The following is a 19,794-nucleotide window of genomic DNA, read 5'->3' on the forward strand; positions in this document are numbered from 1 at the left end:
TTGCAAACAGATGCTGAAATAAATTGAGAATGACGGAACGCCGAATTTACCTCACTATGAATTTATTTTACGATCTGTAAAGCAAAAATTGAAGCTAAAAGCCTGAATGGATCAATAAAAGTTGAACAGAGATTGTTAAAATAGAGACAGATCATTTTAATTTGACCTGTCTCTATTTTTAAAGTTTAACGCTAATTAGCCGCAACCAATTCTTTAATCGCAATTTCATCAACTACAATTTCCGTAGTATAACGTTTTGTTCCATCCTTAGCTTCGTAATTATTGTTTTGCAACCTTCCTTCAATACTAAAACGAGTGCCTTTTTTAATTTTCAATTCTGCTACATCAGCTTTTGCTCCCCAAAAAGTTAGCGAAAACCACTGTGTTTTTTTTACTTCTTCACCTGCAGCGTTCCTGTAACTTTCATTTACAGCCATATTTACACGAGCTAATTTACTATTTCCACCAATTACTCTGAGTTCTGCATCACTACCTGCACAGCCGCTCAATACTACTTTGTTTACTACATTTTCCACGATTTCTAAAATTAAGTTTCTAATTATTTAACGAACAATAACGACCACCGCTATCGACAATACAAAGGTGCAAACAGCTAAAAATATTTGTCGGATATTAAACGTTTATAGCCGTGTATAAACGTTTATACACGGATAAACCTTATTTAATCACCTTAAAAGCAGTTTTATTTTTTTATCTAATTCAAAATAATTTGTAGCTTTAAATCATCAGCCCTAGCTTAAACCAATTTTTATGGAACGTTTTTGTTTAGACTGCAATGCTGTTTTAAATGGCAGGGCCGATAAAAAATTTTGCGACGACCAGTGCCGCACCAACTATAATAATAAAATACGCACCGAAGAAAATAGCTATTTAAATGAGGTGAATCGTATTCTTAAAAAAAACAGAGATATCTTAAGAAACAAAAATCCGGAAGGAAAAATTAAATTAAAACGCGATCATTTGATTCGTAAAGGCTTTGATTTTAATTACCACACGCACACTTACGCCACTCAAAAAGGTCAGGTCTATTATTTTTGTTATGAGCAAGGTTATCTTATTTTAGACAATGAAGAAGTTTTATTGGTTAAAAGGGAAGAGAAATAACTTAAATTAATTTAAATCAAAAAGTTATTTAAAACTCATTAAAAACAAACCTAACCTAGTTCAAAATATTTCTTTAAAACACATAGCCACCTTTTTAGGTATTACCGATACTTCATTAAGTAGAATTAGGAAAGAAATTGCCAGCTAATTGTATTTCGTAATCACCAATAGATTAAGAATAGGAAATTTTATTTTCATGGCTTAATCCACTAATTAAAAAGAACAAATGCCCATGAAAATTGTCCCTTTTAACCCTCAATTACTTCATTAAATTATTTAGCTTTAGCTTAAGATAAATTTAATGAACAAAATTATCATGAAACAAAAAATAACATTCGTTTTAAGCCTAATTTTTGGCCTTTTTTTTATTAATGCAGGTTTAAATAAATTTTTTAATTACATGCCAATGCCAGAGCATATGCCTGAAAACTTAGTTAAAGCAATGACAGGAATGATGGCTGTAAGTTGGCTTATGCCATTAGTTGCTGTTGTAGAAATTTTGGGTGGGGCATTAATTATTTTTTCGAAAACCAGAGCCTTGGGTGCATTAGTTGTTTTTCCGGTAATGATTGGCATTATTTTAACAAACACAGTTACTGTTACCAGCGGGTTCCATATTGCCGCAGCATTTGCACTGGTTTTATTTTGGATTATGTTTGATAACCGTGAAAAATATCAGCATTTGATAAAATAATTCATTTATTGCATTAAGAGCCTCTTCTACATTTGATTAACATGAAGATTTTACTCCATAAGGGAATAAAATTTATTTGTTTAAACAAATAAATTGCTAACTTTAGCTTACAGTATGCCATACTCATCCCTAAAGTAACGCTCGCATATGCCTAAAGCTATTACGCTAATAAAAAGACTAATTCTATTCTATTTCCTATTTTTTTTAAATTTTTCGGGCTTTGCCCAAACTACCAGAGTTGATGAATTGTTAGCTCAACTCCATAAAGCTAATACTGATAGTGCTCAAATTGTAATCATGAGAAAACTATCTGCCGCATATTCTGCAGTAGATCCTATTAAAAAATATTATTACGCAAACCAATACAAAATTCTTGCAGAAAAGAATAACATCGATTCTGCTGTTGCAAATGCTTATTTAGACATGGGAATTTCACATGGTATTAGAAGTAATTTAGATAGTGCATTATATTTTTTTAAGCTCGGATTTAAAAAAGCTAAAGAGATTAATTATACCAATGGGATAGCTAGGTCTTACGCAAACATCGGCTACGCTTATGATAGGCTTGAAAGAAAAAGAGAAGCGGTAAAAAACTATGAAGAATCGTTAAAGATATACCGAAAGCTTAATTACAAAAAAGGAATTACTCAAAATACGATCAATTTAGGCTCAATTTATTTTGATTTAGAAGAATATAAAACTGCCCATAATTATTTTCTACAAGTTTTAGATGATGTTAAAGAAAATCCAAAAGATGAAATTGGCCTAGGAAATGCTTTATTTTCTTTAGGCAACTCGAACCGTAAGTTGGGTAAACCTAAACAAGCAATGGCTTATTACAGGCAAAGCTTAGCCATACGCGAAAAAATTGGCGATATAAGTGGTATTGCGCTTAGCAATTGGGGCATTGGACAAATCTATCATGTTGAAAAGAACTATAAAAAAGCCCAACAACATTTACTTTTAGCCCTAAAAAAAAATGAGGCTGTAAAAAATCCTTATCAACAAACTGCTGTATTATTGTCATTAGGCTATAATTATTTAGAGCTAAAAAAATATCAAGACGCAGAAAAAACTGGTCAGTTGGCATTAGATAAATCTTACGAAAGCAAATCAAAAGGACTTACCTCATTAGCGCTTAAATTATTGGTAGAAATTTCTACTGCTCAAAACAAATTTGAAGAAGCCTTAAAACTGCAAACAAATTATATTGAAGTTAAAGACAGCTTAAACCAAAATCAAGTTAAAGAAGGTGTAATTATCAATGATCTTCACCGAATTAATTCTGACAATAAAAACCTCGAGCGCAGCAACAAGCAAATTATCGCTAAAAATTCTGATTATGCCATAGCCATAGGAATTATAACATTTTTATTAATTGTTGTAATTGTTTTGCTAGTGCTCTATTATAAAAGAAATGCTGAGAAAAAAACCAGCAATTCGCAGCTGCAAAAACAAAAGCAAGAAATTGCAGAAGTTAATGAAGAGTTGAGCTCATTAAATGAAGAGCTTTTAAAACAGATGAATATTGTATCGTCTCAAAATTTTGAGTTAGAGAAATTAAATGCTGTTAAAAATAAATTCTTTTCTATCGTATCTCATGATTTGAGAAGTCCGTTAAACAACCTAAAAATGCTTTTTGAGCTATATCATAAAGGCGATCTAAACAAAAATGAACTCAATAATTTATTAGGTAAATTGGGTGATACTATTTACAGTACTGCAGAATTCTTAGATAATTTATTAGAATGGGCAAAAAGTCAGCTAGAGGGAATAAATATCAACCCTGAAAATTTTAAATTATTAACCATTGTAGAAGAGAATTTAAGTTTGATTGATTCGCAAGTAAGGGCTAAAAATATAAAGATCAAAAATAAAATTGCTACTCACATCGATGTTTACGCAGATCGCAACATGATTAACATTGTAATTAGAAACCTACTATCTAACGCAGTTAAATTTTGCAATGCAGACGATTTGATAAGTTTTGATGCCAAGATTACAGGTAATGATATTTTAATCAGCATTAGCGATACGGGTAGAGGAATGGATGATGAAACTAAAAACAATCTGTTTACATTATCTCATCAAACAAGTATTGGCACTTCTGGAGAAAAAGGCTATCAGATAGGCCTAATTTTATGTAAGGATATGATTGTGCAAAATGGCGGCAAAATTAATGTTGAAAGTGAATTAGGAAAAGGAACAACTTTTTTAATTAACCTACCTTTAGCAAAAGGATAGAATTTATTTTATTTTTAGCTATGCTAAATTTAGAAAGAACCAACTCAAATCACTCAGATTTTACCACCTTAATTCGTGATCTTGATGCCTATTTGGCAATAACGGATGGCGATGAACATGCATTTTATGATCAATTTAACAAAGTTGACAAGATTAACCATGTAGTTATTGCTTATGAAAATGATACTGCAATTGGCTGTGGAGCGATAAAGGCTTTTTCAGCTGATGCCATGGAAATAAAAAGAATGTTTACTTCGCCCAATGGCAGAAAAAAAGGAATTGCTACTGCAATTTTAAATGACTTAGAGAATTGGGCAAAAGAGTTAGGTTATACAAAATGTGTTTTAGAAACAGGCAAAAAACAATATGATGCCATTGCCCTATATCAAAAATTAGGTTACCAAATTACCCCAAACTATGGCCAGTATATTGGAATTGAAAATAGCATTTGTTTCGAAAAATACCTGATTTAACGAGGAGATTAAATGGAATTTCTGCTATTTCGAGTAGACATTGTTATATTTGATCATGAGCAAAATCTTACTAATTACTGGCGGAAGTAAAGGAATTGGAAAAGGCATTATCGACGCTTACTTAGCAGACAATTATGAGGTATTTTCCATTGCCAGAAGCGTAAATCATAAATTAACAAAAATTACTCAACTACCTTATGATTTGAGTAAAACTGATAGAATTAAAACCCTAATTTCTAAGTTATTTAAAAAAATTGATGCTAACGAAGTTGAAAAAATAACATTGATAAATAATGCTGGCACATTAGGTAAAATTGGTAAAATAGAAGACATTACTGATATAGAATCAACCGTTTTACTTAATACAGTTGCTCCACTCCTACTTATATCCGCTTTTATTTCATTAACCAAAAATTGGAAAGCTAAAAAACATATCATAAACATCTCATCGGGTGCTGCCTACAAACCCTACTCGGGATGGACGGTTTATTGTGCCACCAAAGCAGCAATTGATATGATGACCCAAACCATTGCTTTAGAACAGGAAAAAGTTGAAAATGGAGTAAAAATTATAGCGGTTTATCCAGGAGTTGTGGATACCGGAATGCAAGCTAAAATTCGTAAATCAAACAAAGATAGTTTTGCATCTATAGATAGATTTTTAGATTTAAAGGCAAATAACGCTTTAGCAAATGCAACAACCGTTGGAAAACAGATTTTTGAGATAGACAATAGTAATGTTAAAAATGGATCGTTAATTAGAGTAAATGAATAATGGAAAATGATTATTTACTAAGTATTAAAAAGCAATTTACCTATTACAAAATGTTAGGCGATAACACTTTTGCTCAACTAACGGATGATCAATTGTTTTATCAAGTTAACGAAGAAAGCAATAGCATTGCTATTATTGTAAAACATATGTGGGGCAATATGTTATCAAGATGGACAGATTTTTTAACCAGCGACGGTGAGAAAAATTGGCGCCAAAGAGATGCTGAATTTGAAAATGATTTGATCTCAAGACAAGAAATGTTATCAAAATGGAATGAAGGTTGGCAATGTTTATTCGATGCAATAGAAACTTTGAAACCCGATGATCTAAATAAAGAGATTTATATCAGAAACCAAGGACATACCGTAACCGAAGCAATTAATAGACAATTGGCCCATTATCCTTACCATGTTGGGCAAATTGTTTTTTTAGGCAAAATGCTTTGCAACACACAGTGGAAATCATTATCTATAGCAAAAGGAAATTCTAAAAATTTTAATGATGATAAATTTGCTCAGCCTAAACACAAGCAACATTTTACTGATGAATTTTTAGATGACAAGAATTAGGTCCTTTGTTTGATTTTTCACCTTTATTTTAAGGCAATCTACTTTTTAGTACCTATACTTTACCACAACAAGGCCTATTTATTTTAGATCTTCATCCGCTTCGCTGAAAACTTTTAAAACAGCCTCCATCAATATTTAAAGCCATTTTTAAGGAGTTAAGGAAAGAGGTTTTTTTAATTTAGCACTTCCTCTTTTGACCCTACACCATAGTTGCATCATTGCTTAACCAATAGTTTACATCTATTTTTAAGTTTTTAAAACCAAATATAAAATAGAACATGAACATCAAAAGGTTTGGCACTTCATTGCTGCTCGTACTTATTAGTCTACAAATTTTTGCACAACCAAAACCAAAACAAACTGCCTTAGAATTAAAAGTTAACGCTTTATTGGCCAAAATGACTTTAGAAGAAAAAGTAGGTCAAATGGCTCAAATTACTTTAGATGTAATTGGAAAAGGTAAAGACCGTTTTAGTAGCGATGAACCTTTTATGTTAGATGAACAGGCTATGCAAAAAGCCTTGGTACAATATAAATTGGGTTCCGTTATAAATGCATCCAACAATAGAGCTAGAACGCCGCAACATTGGTTAGAAGTTATTACAAAAATTCAAAAAACCGCTATGAGCAACAAAAATGCCATTCCGGTTATATACGGCATTGATGCCATACATGGCGAAACATATACTGATGGTGCAACCATGTTCCCACAACAAATTGGTCAAGCAGCTACATTTAATCGTGCCTTAGTTTATAAAGGTGCAGAAATTACCGCTTACGAAACTAGAGCCAGTTCTATTCCTTGGGCATTTTCTCCATTATTAGATTTAGGTGCCGATCCACGCTTTCCACGCCAGTGGGAAAGTTTTGGTGAAGATCCTTATGTAATTACTGAGCTTGGCAAACAAATGGTTTATGGATTTCAGGGCAAAGACAACAACATTGCAGACCCAACAAAAGTAGCTGCATCTATCAAACACTTTTTAGGTTATCAAGTACCAGTTTCTGGCAAAGACAGAACGCCTGCAATTATCTCAGACCAAGCGCTCAGAGAATATCACTTGCCACCATTTAAAGCTGCAATTGCTGCCGGCGCCAAAACAATAATGATCAATTCTGGATTAATTAACGGCGTACCTGTGCATATAAATTATAAAATCCTCACTACTTTATTAAAAGAAGAATTAGGCTTTAAAGGCTTAGTGGTAACAGATTGGGGAGATATTGAGAATTTATACAAGAGAGATCGAGTTGCGAAAGACAACAAAGAAGCTGTTATGAAGGCCATTAATGCTGGTATAGATATGTCTATGGTTGCTTATCAATACGAACCATTTTGCGATGATTTAATTGCGCTTGTTAAGGAAGGAAAAGTTAAACAAAGTAGAATTGACGATGCTGTTAGAAGAATATTAACGGTTAAATTTGAGTTAGACTTATTTAACAAACCAACAACCAACGTTAAAGATTATCCAAAATTTGGCAGTGTAGAGTTTGAGCAAGCTTCGCAACAAGCCGCGGCAGAGTCTATTACTTTATTAAAAAACAATAACAACGTTCTACCATTAAACAAAACAGCCAAAATATTAGTAACTGGACCAAATGCTAACTCAATGCGTACCTTAAATGGTGCATGGACTTACTCTTGGCAAGGCGAAAAAGTAGAAGATTTTGCATCAAAATACAATACAATTTTAGAAGCTTTACAAAACAAAATTGGCAAACAAAACGTAACCTATTTACCAGGTGTAAGCTATAAAATGGATGGCAAATATTACGATGAATATGCCGACCAATTTGAAGAAACCATCGCGGCAGCCAAAAATGCTGATGTAGTTGTACTTTGCTTAGGCGAAAATTCATATACAGAAACTCCAGGTAATTTAAGCGATCTTTACTTATCTGATTTACAAACTGAGTTAGCTCAAAAATTAGCTGCAACAGGCAAAACAATCATTTTAGTTTTAAACGAAGGCAGACCACGCATTATAAGCAAGTTTGAGCAAAAAATGTCGGCTATTGTGCAAACCTATTTGCCAGGTAACTTTGGTGGTAACGCATTGGCAGATATTTTATATGGCGATGTAAATCCATCAGGTAAATTGCCTTATACTTACCCACAGTTTCCAAATGCTTTGTTTACTTACTACCATAAACCATCAGAATCTAGAGAAACTGCAGAAGGAATTTATAACTATAATGCAGATTACAACCCTCAATATGTTTTTGGCCATGGCTTAAGCTACACCACTTTTACTTACAGTAATGTTAAATTAAGTTCATCTACCTTAAAAAAAGGACAAACTTTAACCATAAGTGTTGATGTAAGTAATACGGGCAAAGTGTTAGGTAAAGAAAGTGTATTACTGTTTATTTCAGACTTATTGGCAAGTGATATTAGTCCGGATGTAAAACGCCTTAAAGGATTTGATAAAATTGAATTGAAGCCGGGAGAAAGCAAAACTATATCTTTTAAAATTACGTCAGACGATATTGGCTTTATCAATTCTGAATTAAAAAAAGTTACCGAACCAGGAGAGTTTGAAGTTCAGTTAGGAAATAAAAAAATAAAATTTAACTATTCCCTATAAAATGAGATATCCATCAACCCTATTTTTTTCATTACTAATTGTTTTAGCTTCATGCGCCTGCAAAAAAGGTGTGAAAAGTACTGAAACCGGAAAGGTTACTCCAGAGCCGCCTGTTGCCAATCCTGTAGCAAGCGATGTGAGTTTTTGGCTTACCAAAGGCGATCAATCAGTATTGCTTCAAAAGCAAAATATTGAGCTAAATTTTTCTGCTACCAATAATTCATACTCAACAATTGAAATAGATGAAGCACAAGTTTTTCAGACTATTGATGGATTTGGCTACACACTTACGGGCGGTAGCGCAACTTTAATTAATAACCTGCCTGCTGCTGATAAAGATGCTTTGATTAAAGAATTATTTAGCACCGATGGTAGTGCAATTGGAGTAAGTTATTTGAGATTAAGCATTGGAGCATCAGATTTAAGCGCTAACGTTTTTACCTATAATGATCGCCCAACTGGCCAGACTGATGTGAATTTAGATAATTTCAGCATTGCAGCTGAGATGACAGATTTAGTGCCGATCCTTAAAAAGATTTTAGCCATCAATCCGAATATTAAAATTTTAGGCTCGCCATGGACTGCGCCAACTTGGATGAAAACCAACAATTCGTTTAAGGGAGGAAGTTTAAAACCTGAATATTTCACTGCTTACGCTAAATACTTTGTAAAATACATACAAGCTATGAAGGCGCAAGGCATAACAATTGATGCCATAACCATTCAGAATGAGCCTTTGCACCCGGGCAATAATCCAAGTATGTCCATGGAAGCTAAAGACCAAGCAATATTTATAAAAACGGCTTTAGGGCCAGCATTTGAAGCGGCAGCCATTACAACTAAAATTATTGTTTATGATCACAATGCAGATCGACCAGACTATCCGATGGAGATTTTAGCTGATGTAGCTGCCAGCAAATATGTAGATGGTTCTGCGTTTCATTTGTATGGTGGTAATATTTCTGCACTAAGTACTGTAAGAAATGCTTATCCAAATAAAAACATTTATTTTACCGAGCAGTGGGTTGGCGGGCCAAGCAATTTTGCTGAGGATTTAAAATGGCATATATCTACTTTAATTGTGGGAGCCACAAGAAATTGGAGCAGAAATGTCTTAGAATGGAACTTAGCTGCTGATGCAAATTATAATCCTCATACGCCAGATGGCGGCTGTACAAGTTGTTTAGGTGCAATTACTATTGCTCCTGGTGTATCTAGAAATGTAGCATATTATGTAATTGCTCATGCATCAAAATTTGTTAGGCCGGGTTCAGTTAGAATTGGCTCTACCTTAAATAGTGTACTAAGTAATGTTGCTTTTAAAACACCAGATGGCAAAAAAGCTTTAGTAGTAATGAATACGAGCTCAAATGACCAAACTTTTAATATCAAATTTAACGGTAAAATAGTTACAACAACATTGCCTAAAGGATCCGCAGGCACCTACGTTTGGTAAGATTTTCATAATACATTTATGATTGATTTAGTTAATCCCGATATTTTTCGGGATTTTCTATTTTTGGGCATTTTCAAATCAATTAATTTGTGCTATCTTGTACAAAGCAAACTAAACATTTCCCTACTGTTTTTGTTAAATAATTTATGATCAGATCCATTATCCCTATTGCTGCTGTTGCATTGATACTTACTGCCTGCCAAGGCGAAAGCAATCAACAAAACCAATCAAATAATTCAAAATCAACAACTGATAATGTAAAAATTAGCGAAACGCATTGTTATGCTTTTATTAAGGGCAACGATACCGCTAGAATAAACTACATCAGTACAAATGGGATTGCTACAGGTGAGTTGAGTTACAAATTGTACGAAAAAGATAAAAATAATGGCATTATTGAGGGCGAAATAAAAGGAGATACCTTAATTGTTGATTATACATTTGAATCGGAAGGATCAGAATCGGTACGTGAAGTGGTATTTCTGATGAAAAATAATGAACTTATAGAGGGTTTTGGTGAGGTAGAAGAAAAAGATGGCAAAACGGTTTTTAAAGATAGATCTAAACTCATTTTCGGCAAATCAATGGTTTTTAAAAAAGCAGATTGCCGCTAATTAATCTTCTACATTAAAATGCTCAAACCTTTCCCAAAAGCCATCAATAGGTAATGGGGCAAATATTTTTACAGGTTCTTTTTGCACAGGGTGGATAAATTCTAACTGCCTAGCGTGTAAACAAATACTACCTTTTCTGCTGCCGCGAGGATAACCATACTTGTTATCACCAACTATTGGACAATCCATTGTAGAAAGTTGAACTCTAATTTGGTGCGAGCGACCAGTTATTGGGTTCACTTGTAATAGATGAAAGCCACCCAACTCTCCTATTAATTTATAATTTAGCTCAGACCTTTGGCTACCAGCAACTTCTTTGTTATAGGCTGCAACCACATTTTTTTGAGGATTTTTAATGAGGTAATGAACCAAATTACCACTTAACCTAGCTGGCTTGTTTCTTACTACCGCAAAATAGGTTTTACGCACTTCTCGATTTTTAAAAACCGCATTCATTCGCTCAAGTGCTTTGCTTGTTTTAGCAAATAAAATTACACCACTCACTGGTCTATCTAAACGATGCACCACACCTAAAAAAGCTCCGTTTGGTTTATTGTATTTTGTTGCAATGTACTTTTTAACCATTTCATCCAGAGGCTCATCACCAGTTTCATCAACTTGAACAATATCTCCGCTGCGCTTGTTTATGGCAATTAAGTGGTTGTCTTCGTATAAAATATCTGCTTCGGTTATTGGCATTTCGTAGTATCAAGTATTTAGTATCAAGTATTCAGTATCAAGTATCAAGATCCTGTTTTGTAGAAAAAGCTTTTGTTATTTAAACCCGATTGTAGTGAAAATCCTTTTTGTTGTATAATCCTTCAACCAGCTCAGGATGACATTGACAAAAAGATTGAAACGAAAAGCGGGGCAGATGTATCCGATGAGCACTGAAACTGTTTTTCAAATCAACTTCAAAAACCCAACTCCAAAATCAATATTGCTCTTTCTCGTTCGGAAAATCTTTAGCTTTTACATCATTAATGTATGATTTTGCAGCACCTAAAATGCCCTCATATAAATCTAAGTATTGACGTAAAAATCTTGGTCTAAAACCTTTAGTTAAGCCAATCATGTCATTAACAACCAAAACCTGCCCATCACAATCTGGTCCTGCGCCAATGCCAATTGTTGGTATGTGTAAACTTTCGCTCACTTCTTTTGCCAGCTTAGCCGGAATTTTCTCTAAAACAACAGCAAAACAACCTGCATCTTGTAGGGCTAATATATCAGTTTTTAATTTGTTTGCTTCCTCTTCATCTTTTGCTCTAACGGTATAAGTGCCAAATTTGTAAATAGATTGTGGTGTTAAGCCCAAATGCCCCATTACAGGTATACCAGCGGTAATGATCCGTTGTATAGATTCTACAACTTCAATACCTCCTTCTAATTTTACACCGTGGGCACCAGACTCTTTCATAATTCTGATGGCAGAATTTAAAGCTTCTTTTGAGTTTCCTTGGTAAGAGCCAAAAGGTAAATCTACCACTACAAAAGCTCTGGTGGCACCACGTACAACACCCTGAGCGTGGTAAATCATTTGATCTAAAGTAATTGGCAAGGTAGTTTCATGGCCGGCCATTACGTTAGAAGCAGAATCGCCGACTAATAAAACATCCAATCCGGCATCATCCAAAATGGTTGCCATCGAATAATCGTAAGCGGTTAACATGGCAATTTTTTCGCCACGTTGTTTCATTTCTTGCAAAATGTGGGTGGTAATCCGCTTAATTTCTTTGTTTACAGACATGTTGTTTGTTTTGTAAAACAAAATTAGGTTTTATTATTGTAAAAGGAACAAAGATTTATACAAACCATAACAACAAAGCACGCTTATAATAATGTAAAAACTCAGCGTATGATGTGTCTATTTAGTAAAATATTATTATAGGAAAGAGGCACAGTATTTTTTCAAAAAAATATTGAATAAACCAATCAAAAAACTACCTTTGTATCCTGAAATGAATGAGTTCAATCAGATTTCTATTTTAACTTACAAAAACGGCAAAACCGTTAAGAAATTCCATTCTTTTTTCGCTTTTTTTAATCCTCTCTTAACCGAGAAGAAGTTTTTCACATTCTATTCTTATTGTATTTCAAATGACTAACTACACAAAGTTACCCGCTATTTTGTTATTGGCCGATGGCACTGTTTTTTATGGTAAAGCTGCTGGCAAAATTGGCACTACAACTGGCGAAATTTGTTTTAATACGGGCATGACCGGCTATCAAGAAGTTTTTACAGACCCTTCTTATTTTGGTCAGATTATGGTTACCACCAATGCACATATTGGTAATTATGGCATGCACAAAGAAGAAATCGAATCTGGCTCAATTAAAATTGCTGGTTTGGTTTGTAAAAACTACAATATCATTTACAGCAGAAAAGAAGCATCAGAATCTATTCAAGATAATTTTCAAAATGAAAACATTGTAGGTATTTCTGAAATTGACACTAGAGCCTTGGTGCGCCACATTAGAAATAAAGGAGCAATGAACGCTATTATTTCTTCTGAAATTACTGATTTGCAAGAGTTGAAAAAGAAATTAGCTGATGTACCAGACATGAGTGGCTTAGAGCTATCATCTCACGTAAGTACAAACGAACCATATTATTACGGAAACCCAGAAGCTAACTATAAAATTGCAGCATTAGATTTAGGTATTAAGAAAAATATTCTCCGCAATTTTGATGACAGGGATATTTATGTAAAAGTTTATCCAGCTAAAACCACCTTTGCCGAAATGGATGAGTGGGGAGCTAACGGATATTTTATATCTAATGGCCCTGGCGACCCTGCAGCTATGGGTTATGCAATTGATACAGTGAAATCTATTTTAGAAGCTGATAAGCCTCTTTTTGGTATTTGTTTAGGCCATCAGTTATTAGCTGAAGCCAACGGAATTGGAACAATGAAAATGTTTAACGGTCACCGTGGTTTAAATCACCCAGTAAAAAATATTATTAAAGATCACTGCGAAGTAACTTCTCAAAACCACGGTTTTGGTGTTATACCAGATGAAGTAAGAAAATCTGATAAAGTTGAGATTACACATGTAAACTTAAATGACGATTCTATTGAAGGAATTCGTGTAAAAGGCAAAAAAGCTTTCTCGGTACAGTATCACCCAGAATCATCTCCTGGCCCACATGACTCTCGTTATTTATTTGATGATTTTGTTGGCTTAATTAAAGGTGATTTAACTTGGTAATTTGAAAGGAAAGTTGGCAAGATGTTGAGCTGGGAAGTTGAATTGTTATAAACTAACAATTTATCGTTTAGAAAAATCCCATAAAGTAATATTAAGGATGTTTGTTATTACAAACATCCTTTTTAATTAAAAATCATTTTACCTATTGTGATCTTCAAAATCCTACAATCCTGTAAATCCTGCTCCAGACAATTAACCATTCATCCCGATTAAAAATCATTTTATCGACATTTTACTGCCACTCAGATAAAATTCATTTAAAGCTTCTTACTTTAGCACTAGAAACATAACAGCCTAACGCTATCAAATAAAAATAATGGAAAAAAGAAATGTCATCATTAGTGTAAAAGATCTCGTGAAAAATTACGATGATTTTAAAGCAGTACAAGGTTTAACCTTTGATGTTTACGAAAATGAAATTTTTGGTTTATTAGGCCCAAATGGAGCTGGCAAAACAACTACGTTAGAAATTATAGAAACTTTGCGCCAAAAAACAGCTGGAGAAGTTATTGTTGATGGCTTTTCTGTAGACAAAGACCCAAGTTCAATTAAACGAATTATAGGCGTTCAGCTACAAGCTGCGGGCTATTACCCTAACTTAAACTTAGTAGAACTTTTAGAACTTTTTTCGGGCCTTTATGGTGTAGATGCAAAACCGATGGAAATGCTTGCTAAGGTAAATCTGCAAGACAAAGCTAAAGCAAAATACAAAGCTTTATCTGGCGGACAAAAACAACGTTTTTCTATCGCCACAACATTAATTAACGCTCCAAAAATTATTTTTTTAGATGAACCCACAACCGGGCTAGATCCGCAAGCTCGTAGAAATCTATGGGATTTAATCTCCGAAATCCGCAACCAAGGCACTACAGTAGTTATTACCACCCACTACATGGATGAAGCCGAGCAATTATGCGACAGGGTTGCCTTTGTAGAAAAAGGTAAAATTATAGCGCTAGACACTCCAGATCAATTGATTGATAACCTAATAGCCAGTGGCTTTGAAAGAAAAAAAGAAGTTAAAAAAGCCAATTTAGAAGATGTTTTCATCAATCTAACTGGCCAAGAGTGGCGTGAAGGTTAAAACTAAATCTGCATCTAATTAAATCGAACTATCTAAATTTAAAAAAAATGAATACTCCGTATAGTCACACAAAAGCTACGTTAGCATTAGCCAAGGCAAGTTTTCGCTCCATAATGCGCAGTCCTTCTGCAGTTGTTTTCACTTTAGCTTTTCCGCTTATCTTTATCTTAGTTTTTGGCTTTTTAGGTGGCGGCGGCACTAAATTAGATATTGCTTTAGCTCCTGGTTCTGATATGCAAAACCCAATAGTTGTTGCACTAGAGAAAACTGGTTTAGTTAGATTAACTAAAAACGACAGCCAAAAAAACATTGACAGTCAGCTAGAAAAAGGTAATTATGATGCCGTAATTAAGGTAGACAAAAACCCAAATGGCGTACCAGCCTATTTTACAAATGTAACTTATACCTCTGCATCTTTAGATAAAGGCAATATTTTAAAATCTATTTTAAACGAGATTTCTTACAATTTAAACACCCAAAATTTAAAGCCAACCGTTACTGAAATAAGGGCGAGTACAGTTAGTGGCAGGTTATATCGCACCATCGATTTCATTTTACCCGGTCAATTAGGCTTTTCGTTGTTAAGCACAGGTGTTTTCGGTACCGCATTTGTATTTTTTAGTTTGCGCCAAAATTTGGTGATTAAACGTTTTTTTGCAACGCCTGTAAAACGTTCAAGTATTGTAATTGGTGAAGGTATAGCTCGCATTGGTTTTGCTTTGTTAGGTGCCCTTTTTATCATTTTAATTGGTCATTTCTTTTTCCATTTTACGTTAATTCATGGCGCCATAACGGTGCTAAATATGCTCATTTTATCTACACTTGGCGTATTGGTTTTTATGGGTTTCGGCTTTGTAGTTTCGGGCATTGCTAAAAGTGAAAGTACCATCCCGCCTATTTCAAACATCATCACGCTGCCGCAATTTTTATTATCAGGCACATTTTTCTCTATAGATGCATTTCCAACTTGGTTACAACCAATAAGCAGAGCCTTGCCTTTAACTTATTTAAATGATGCCATGCGTAAAGTTGCTTTTGAAGGCGCCGGATTATGGGATGTGAAACAGCAAATACTTATTATGGTTATTTGGGGCATTGCAATTTATGCAGTTGCTGTAAAAACCTTTAAGTGGGAATAATTGAAGTTAAGTTTTTTGAAGCGCAATCACAGTGCTTTTCTATAAACTGTGTTCCTGTCTTTCGCTTGTACGCTTCGCTTCGTCGTTACTCTCCTAGCTGCAGGGTACCGCTTCAGCCAGGGCTATATTTATTGCTCCTGCTAATAAAACCTGCCAAAAGCAACAGCGTTAACTCTAAACCCAGTGGTAGCGATATACTTTTTCTTTAATCCCCTTCAGGATTTGAGAAAAAGATTTAGCGAACGATGGGGCTAATGTTGCCATGAAAAGAATTGCTGCTTTTCAAATTATCGATTAATTTAAAGGGGTTATTTTTTTCCATTTACGAGCAAAAAAATCCCCATCCTATTTTATCTGATTTATATTTTCAACAACAGTATTCTTATTTTTTTGTTATCATTACAATAAGCAACTTTTTGAATATTTAAACCATTAAAACTAAGTACATGAAAAACATAGCTATCATTTCATCAAGCATTAGAAATGGCCGTAATAGCCATCGTGTAGCCCTATATTTCAAGAATTATATAGAAGAAAATGAGATAGCCGAGACAAAAATCATAGATCTAAAGGCATACGATTTTCCCATATTCGAAGAGCGTTTAAAATTCATCTCCACACCTACAGAACAGATGTTATCTTTTGCAAATGAGATTAAAAATGCCGATGGTATTATAGTTGTAACTCCCGAATATAACGGTGGATATCCGGCTAGTTTAAAAAATGTAATTGATTTATTGTATACCGAATGGAAACGCAAACCAATTGGCATTGCTACTGTTTCGGCAGGTGCTTTTGCTGGCTCGCAAGTAATTACCTCTCTGCAATTTACCCTTTGGAAAATCGGAGCTTTAGTAGTACCTGCTATGTTTCCGGTGGCAACTATAGAAAAAACATTTAGCGAAGATGGCCAACCAAGTGATAAAGAAGCAACAGATAAAAAAGCAAAAGTTTTTGTTGACGAGATTACTTGGTGGATAGCAGCCAAACAAAAAATGGAATAGATTAACGCTACATTCATTTAAAGTTTAGTTGAGCTACCGATTGAATCGAAACTTAAACAAACTTTATAATGAAAAAACTAGTAGCAGAATTTATTGGTACACTTTGGTTAGTACTTGGTGGCTGCGGCAGTGCCGTTTTAGCCTGCAATTATCCAGGTGCAGGTATTGGCTTTGTAGGCGTGTCTTTAGCCTTCGGTTTAACAGTTGTTACCATTGCATATGCATTCGGACACATTTCTGGAGCACATTTAAACCCTGCAGTATCTGTTGGTGCTTGGGTTGCTGGCAGGTTAGAAACAAAAGATTTAGCCCCATACATTATTTCTCAGGTTTTAGGAGGTATTGCAGGTGCAGCAATTTTATACATCATAGCCACTGGCAATGGCAGTAGCGTAGGAGGCTTTGCTACCAATGGCTATGGCGCATTATCTCCAGGTAAATTTAGCATGCACGCAGCTTTAGTAACTGAAGTTGTATTAACCTTTATTTTTCTTCTGGTAATTTTAGGCACAACAGATGAACGTGCTCCAAAAGGTTTTGCAGGCTTAGCAATCGGACTATGTTTAACTTTAATTCATCTAATTAGCATACCTGTTACAAATACTTCTGTAAATCCTGCCCGTAGTACTAGTCAAGCCCTTTTTGTAGGTGGCGAAGCTCTTGGCCAATTATGGTTATTTTGGGTTGCCCCAATTGTAGGCGCTATACTTGCAGGCTTAGTTTACAAGTTTTATTTTGCTAGCAAAAAGTAAGCAGTAAAAACATTTACACAAGCCATTTAACAAATCGTTGAATGGCTTTTTTTTTGTTCAATCGATTGATAATCTTTACTTAAATCAAAAATTGATAAAAAAAACAATGTTCCACTCTTAAAGATTAAAAATTATTTTAACTTTGGAAAAGCCTTAACTAATTGTACATTGTACACTAAGGTAAATTTATAATCAAAACCAAAATAAAATGAGTTTAATAATTGATGTCCATGCAAGACAAATCCTCGATTCAAGAGGTAATCCTACGATAGAAGTTGAAGTGATAACCGAGAATGGCCAAATGGGTCGTGCTGCTGTTCCGTCTGGAGCAAGTACTGGCCAACACGAGGCAGTAGAATTACGTGATGGCGACAAAAAGACTTACATGGGTAAAGGTGTTTTAAAAGCCGTTGAAAATGTAAATACTGTTATTGCTAAAGCTTTGCAAGGCGTTGATGTTTTTGAGCAAGTGTTAATCGATAAATTAATGATCGATTTAGATGGTACAGAAAATAAAGGAAAATTAGGTGCTAATGCAATTTTAGGTGTTTCTTTAGCTGTTGCTAAAGCTGCCGCTGCAGAAAGCAGACAACCATTATATCGTTATGTAGGTGGTGTTAATGCCAATACTTTACCAATACCGATGATGAATATCATTAACGGTGGTTCTCACTCTGATGCTCCTATTGCTTTCCAAGAATTTATGATTATGCCAGTTGGCGCTCCTTCTTTCTCTGAGGCATTACGTTGGGGAACTGAGGTTTTTCATAATTTAAAAGCTATTTTACATGATAGAGGTTTATCTACTGCAGTAGGTGATGAAGGTGGTTTTGCTCCTACTTTTGACGGAACTGAAGATGCAATTGAAACCGTTTTAAAAGCAATTGAAAAAGCTGGCTACAAACCAGGTGCTGATATTTGTTTAGCATTAGATTGTGCTGCATCTGAGTTTTACAAAGATGGTAAATACGACTATACTAAATTTGAAGGTGCTACAGGTGTAATTCGCACTAGCGAAGAACAAGCTCAATATCTAGCAGATTTGTCTGTAAAATATCCAATTATCTCTATTGAAGATGGCATGGATGAAAACGATTGGACAGGTTGGAAAAGCTTAACTGATAAAATTGGTGATAAAGTACAGTTAGTTGGTGATGATTTGTTTGTAACCAATGTGAAACGCTTACAAACTGGTATCGATACCCAAACTGCTAACTCAATTTTAGTAAAAGTTAACCAAATTGGTTCTTTAACTGAAACGATTAATGCAGTAAGTTTAGCACAAAATAGTGGTTATACATCTGTAATGAGCCATAGAAGTGGTGAAACTGAAGATACAACTATTGCAGATTTAGCAGTAGCTTTAAACTGTGGACAAATTAAAACCGGTTCTGCTTCTCGTTCTGATAGGATTGCAAAATACAATCAGTTGTTACGTATTGAAGAAGAATTAGGTGAAGCAGCTCGCTTTATCGGCAAAAACTTTAAATACGCTAAAAAATAAAAATATTCGTCATTTCGAGGAAGGCACGACCGAGATATCTGTTAGTTCAGCACTACAGAATAAAAGATTTCTCTCTCCACAAAGCTCCGTTTCGAAATGATGGCTTATTTTATTGTTAACAAGTTGAAAAACTTATTTGCAAAACATCCGAAGATTTAAAACCTTCGGATGTTTTATTTTAATACTATATTTGTATAGATCTGATTTTATCACTAATCTCATATCGCTAATCTCTTGTTTGATGAAGAAATTACTAGAACTTTTACGCAATAAATACTTTTTAACTGTAATGGGTTTCGCAGTGTGGATGATGTTTTTTGATAAAAATGATATGATTTCTCAATACGAATACCGCTCACAAGTAAATAAGTTGCAGCAAGAAAAAGATTTCTACACTAAAGAAATTGCAATTGTACAAAAAGACTTAAAAGAATTAGATAGCAATTTAAATACTGTCGAAAAATTTGCCCGAGAAAAATATTTCATGAAAAAAGACAATGAAGATGTTTTTGTAATTGTAAATGGGGAAGAAAAAAAATAAACTGTTAAAAAATTTC

General features: G+C 34.3%; 19 protein-coding genes. 16 read left to right on the top strand and 3 right to left on the bottom strand.

Annotated features, from left to right (window positions below; genetic code table 11):
* Positions 1-191: 191 nt before the first annotated feature.
* The gene (locus AC07XU_RS01105; RefSeq protein WP_494941779.1) at positions 192-536 is read right to left on the bottom strand and encodes a single-stranded DNA-binding protein; all 345 of its coding nucleotides are present in this window, start codon (positions 534-536) and stop codon (positions 192-194) included.
* A 235-nt stretch (positions 537-771) separates the two neighbouring features.
* On the opposite strand from AC07XU_RS01105, the gene AC07XU_RS01110 reads away from it, so the two are divergent.
* The 9 genes from AC07XU_RS01110 (at position 772) to AC07XU_RS01150 (ending at position 10,541) form a co-directional block, all read left to right on the top strand.
* Positions 772-1,125 (top strand): hypothetical protein, encoded by a 354-nt coding sequence (locus AC07XU_RS01110; protein WP_494941780.1) that lies wholly within the window; start codon positions 772-774, stop codon positions 1,123-1,125.
* 316 nt (positions 1,126-1,441) lie between these two features.
* The gene (locus AC07XU_RS01115; RefSeq protein WP_494941781.1) at positions 1,442-1,819 is read left to right on the top strand and encodes a DoxX family protein; all 378 of its coding nucleotides are present in this window, start codon (positions 1,442-1,444) and stop codon (positions 1,817-1,819) included.
* A gap of 147 nt (positions 1,820-1,966) precedes the next feature.
* Entirely contained in the window at positions 1,967-4,063 is a 2,097-nt protein-coding gene (locus AC07XU_RS01120) for a tetratricopeptide repeat-containing sensor histidine kinase (protein ID WP_494941782.1), read from the top strand.
* Positions 4,064-4,083: 20 nt separating this feature from the next.
* On the top strand, positions 4,084-4,536 hold the full coding sequence (locus tag AC07XU_RS01125) for a GNAT family N-acetyltransferase (RefSeq protein WP_494941783.1): 453 nt from the start codon (positions 4,084-4,086) through the stop codon (positions 4,534-4,536).
* A 55-nt stretch (positions 4,537-4,591) separates the two neighbouring features.
* Complete coding sequence (locus tag AC07XU_RS01130) at positions 4,592-5,311, top strand: SDR family NAD(P)-dependent oxidoreductase (RefSeq protein WP_494941784.1); 720 nt, start codon at positions 4,592-4,594, stop codon at positions 5,309-5,311.
* The gene (locus AC07XU_RS01135; protein ID WP_494941785.1) at positions 5,311-5,880 is read left to right on the top strand and encodes a DUF1572 domain-containing protein; all 570 of its coding nucleotides are present in this window, start codon (positions 5,311-5,313) and stop codon (positions 5,878-5,880) included. The genes AC07XU_RS01130 and AC07XU_RS01135 overlap by 1 nt, the downstream gene beginning before the upstream one ends.
* Before the next feature lie 278 nt (positions 5,881-6,158).
* Complete coding sequence (locus AC07XU_RS01140; protein ID WP_494941786.1) at positions 6,159-8,471, top strand: glycoside hydrolase family 3 N-terminal domain-containing protein; 2,313 nt, start codon at positions 6,159-6,161, stop codon at positions 8,469-8,471.
* A gap of 1 nt (position 8,472) precedes the next feature.
* Positions 8,473-9,927: a glycoside hydrolase family 30 protein gene (locus AC07XU_RS01145; protein WP_494941787.1), complete on the top strand. Its 1,455-nt coding sequence runs from the start codon at positions 8,473-8,475 to the stop codon at positions 9,925-9,927.
* Between the two features lie 146 nt (positions 9,928-10,073).
* Positions 10,074-10,541 carry a hypothetical protein gene (locus tag AC07XU_RS01150; protein ID WP_494941788.1) on the top strand — a complete coding sequence of 156 codons (468 nt, stop codon included), beginning with the start codon at positions 10,074-10,076 and terminating at the stop codon, positions 10,539-10,541.
* Here the strand turns inward: AC07XU_RS01150 and AC07XU_RS01155 are convergent, their stop codons facing one another.
* Positions 10,542-11,240, bottom strand: a complete 699-nt coding sequence (locus tag AC07XU_RS01155; protein ID WP_494941789.1) for an RluA family pseudouridine synthase — start codon at positions 11,238-11,240, stop codon at positions 10,542-10,544.
* Between the two features lie 235 nt (positions 11,241-11,475).
* On the bottom strand, positions 11,476-12,291 hold the full coding sequence (gene panB / locus AC07XU_RS01160; protein ID WP_494941790.1) for a 3-methyl-2-oxobutanoate hydroxymethyltransferase: 816 nt from the start codon (positions 12,289-12,291) through the stop codon (positions 11,476-11,478).
* Between the two features lie 350 nt (positions 12,292-12,641).
* Between panB and carA the strand changes: the two genes are divergently transcribed.
* The 7 genes from carA (at position 12,642) to AC07XU_RS01195 (ending at position 19,778) form a co-directional block, all read left to right on the top strand.
* Positions 12,642-13,754 (top strand): glutamine-hydrolyzing carbamoyl-phosphate synthase small subunit, encoded by a 1,113-nt coding sequence (gene carA, locus AC07XU_RS01165; RefSeq protein WP_494941791.1) that lies wholly within the window; start codon positions 12,642-12,644, stop codon positions 13,752-13,754.
* A 316-nt stretch (positions 13,755-14,070) separates the two neighbouring features.
* Positions 14,071-14,838, top strand: a complete 768-nt coding sequence (locus AC07XU_RS01170) for an ABC transporter ATP-binding protein (protein WP_494941792.1) — start codon at positions 14,071-14,073, stop codon at positions 14,836-14,838.
* 47 nt (positions 14,839-14,885) lie between these two features.
* Positions 14,886-15,977 carry an ABC transporter permease gene (locus AC07XU_RS01175; protein WP_494941793.1) on the top strand — a complete coding sequence of 364 codons (1,092 nt, stop codon included), beginning with the start codon at positions 14,886-14,888 and terminating at the stop codon, positions 15,975-15,977.
* A 446-nt stretch (positions 15,978-16,423) separates the two neighbouring features.
* Positions 16,424-16,981, top strand: a complete 558-nt coding sequence (locus tag AC07XU_RS01180) for an NADPH-dependent FMN reductase (RefSeq protein WP_494941794.1) — start codon at positions 16,424-16,426, stop codon at positions 16,979-16,981.
* 68 nt (positions 16,982-17,049) lie between these two features.
* Positions 17,050-17,733 carry an aquaporin Z gene (gene aqpZ, locus AC07XU_RS01185; protein WP_494941795.1) on the top strand — a complete coding sequence of 228 codons (684 nt, stop codon included), beginning with the start codon at positions 17,050-17,052 and terminating at the stop codon, positions 17,731-17,733.
* Positions 17,734-17,941: 208 nt separating this feature from the next.
* Positions 17,942-19,237 carry a phosphopyruvate hydratase gene (gene eno, locus AC07XU_RS01190; RefSeq protein WP_494941796.1) on the top strand — a complete coding sequence of 432 codons (1,296 nt, stop codon included), beginning with the start codon at positions 17,942-17,944 and terminating at the stop codon, positions 19,235-19,237.
* A gap of 241 nt (positions 19,238-19,478) precedes the next feature.
* The gene (locus tag AC07XU_RS01195; RefSeq protein WP_494941797.1) at positions 19,479-19,778 is read left to right on the top strand and encodes an FtsB family cell division protein; all 300 of its coding nucleotides are present in this window, start codon (positions 19,479-19,481) and stop codon (positions 19,776-19,778) included.
* Positions 19,779-19,794 lie beyond the last annotated feature (16 nt).

The organism is Pedobacter sp. GW456-11-11-14-TSB4 (genome assembly GCF_059424425.1).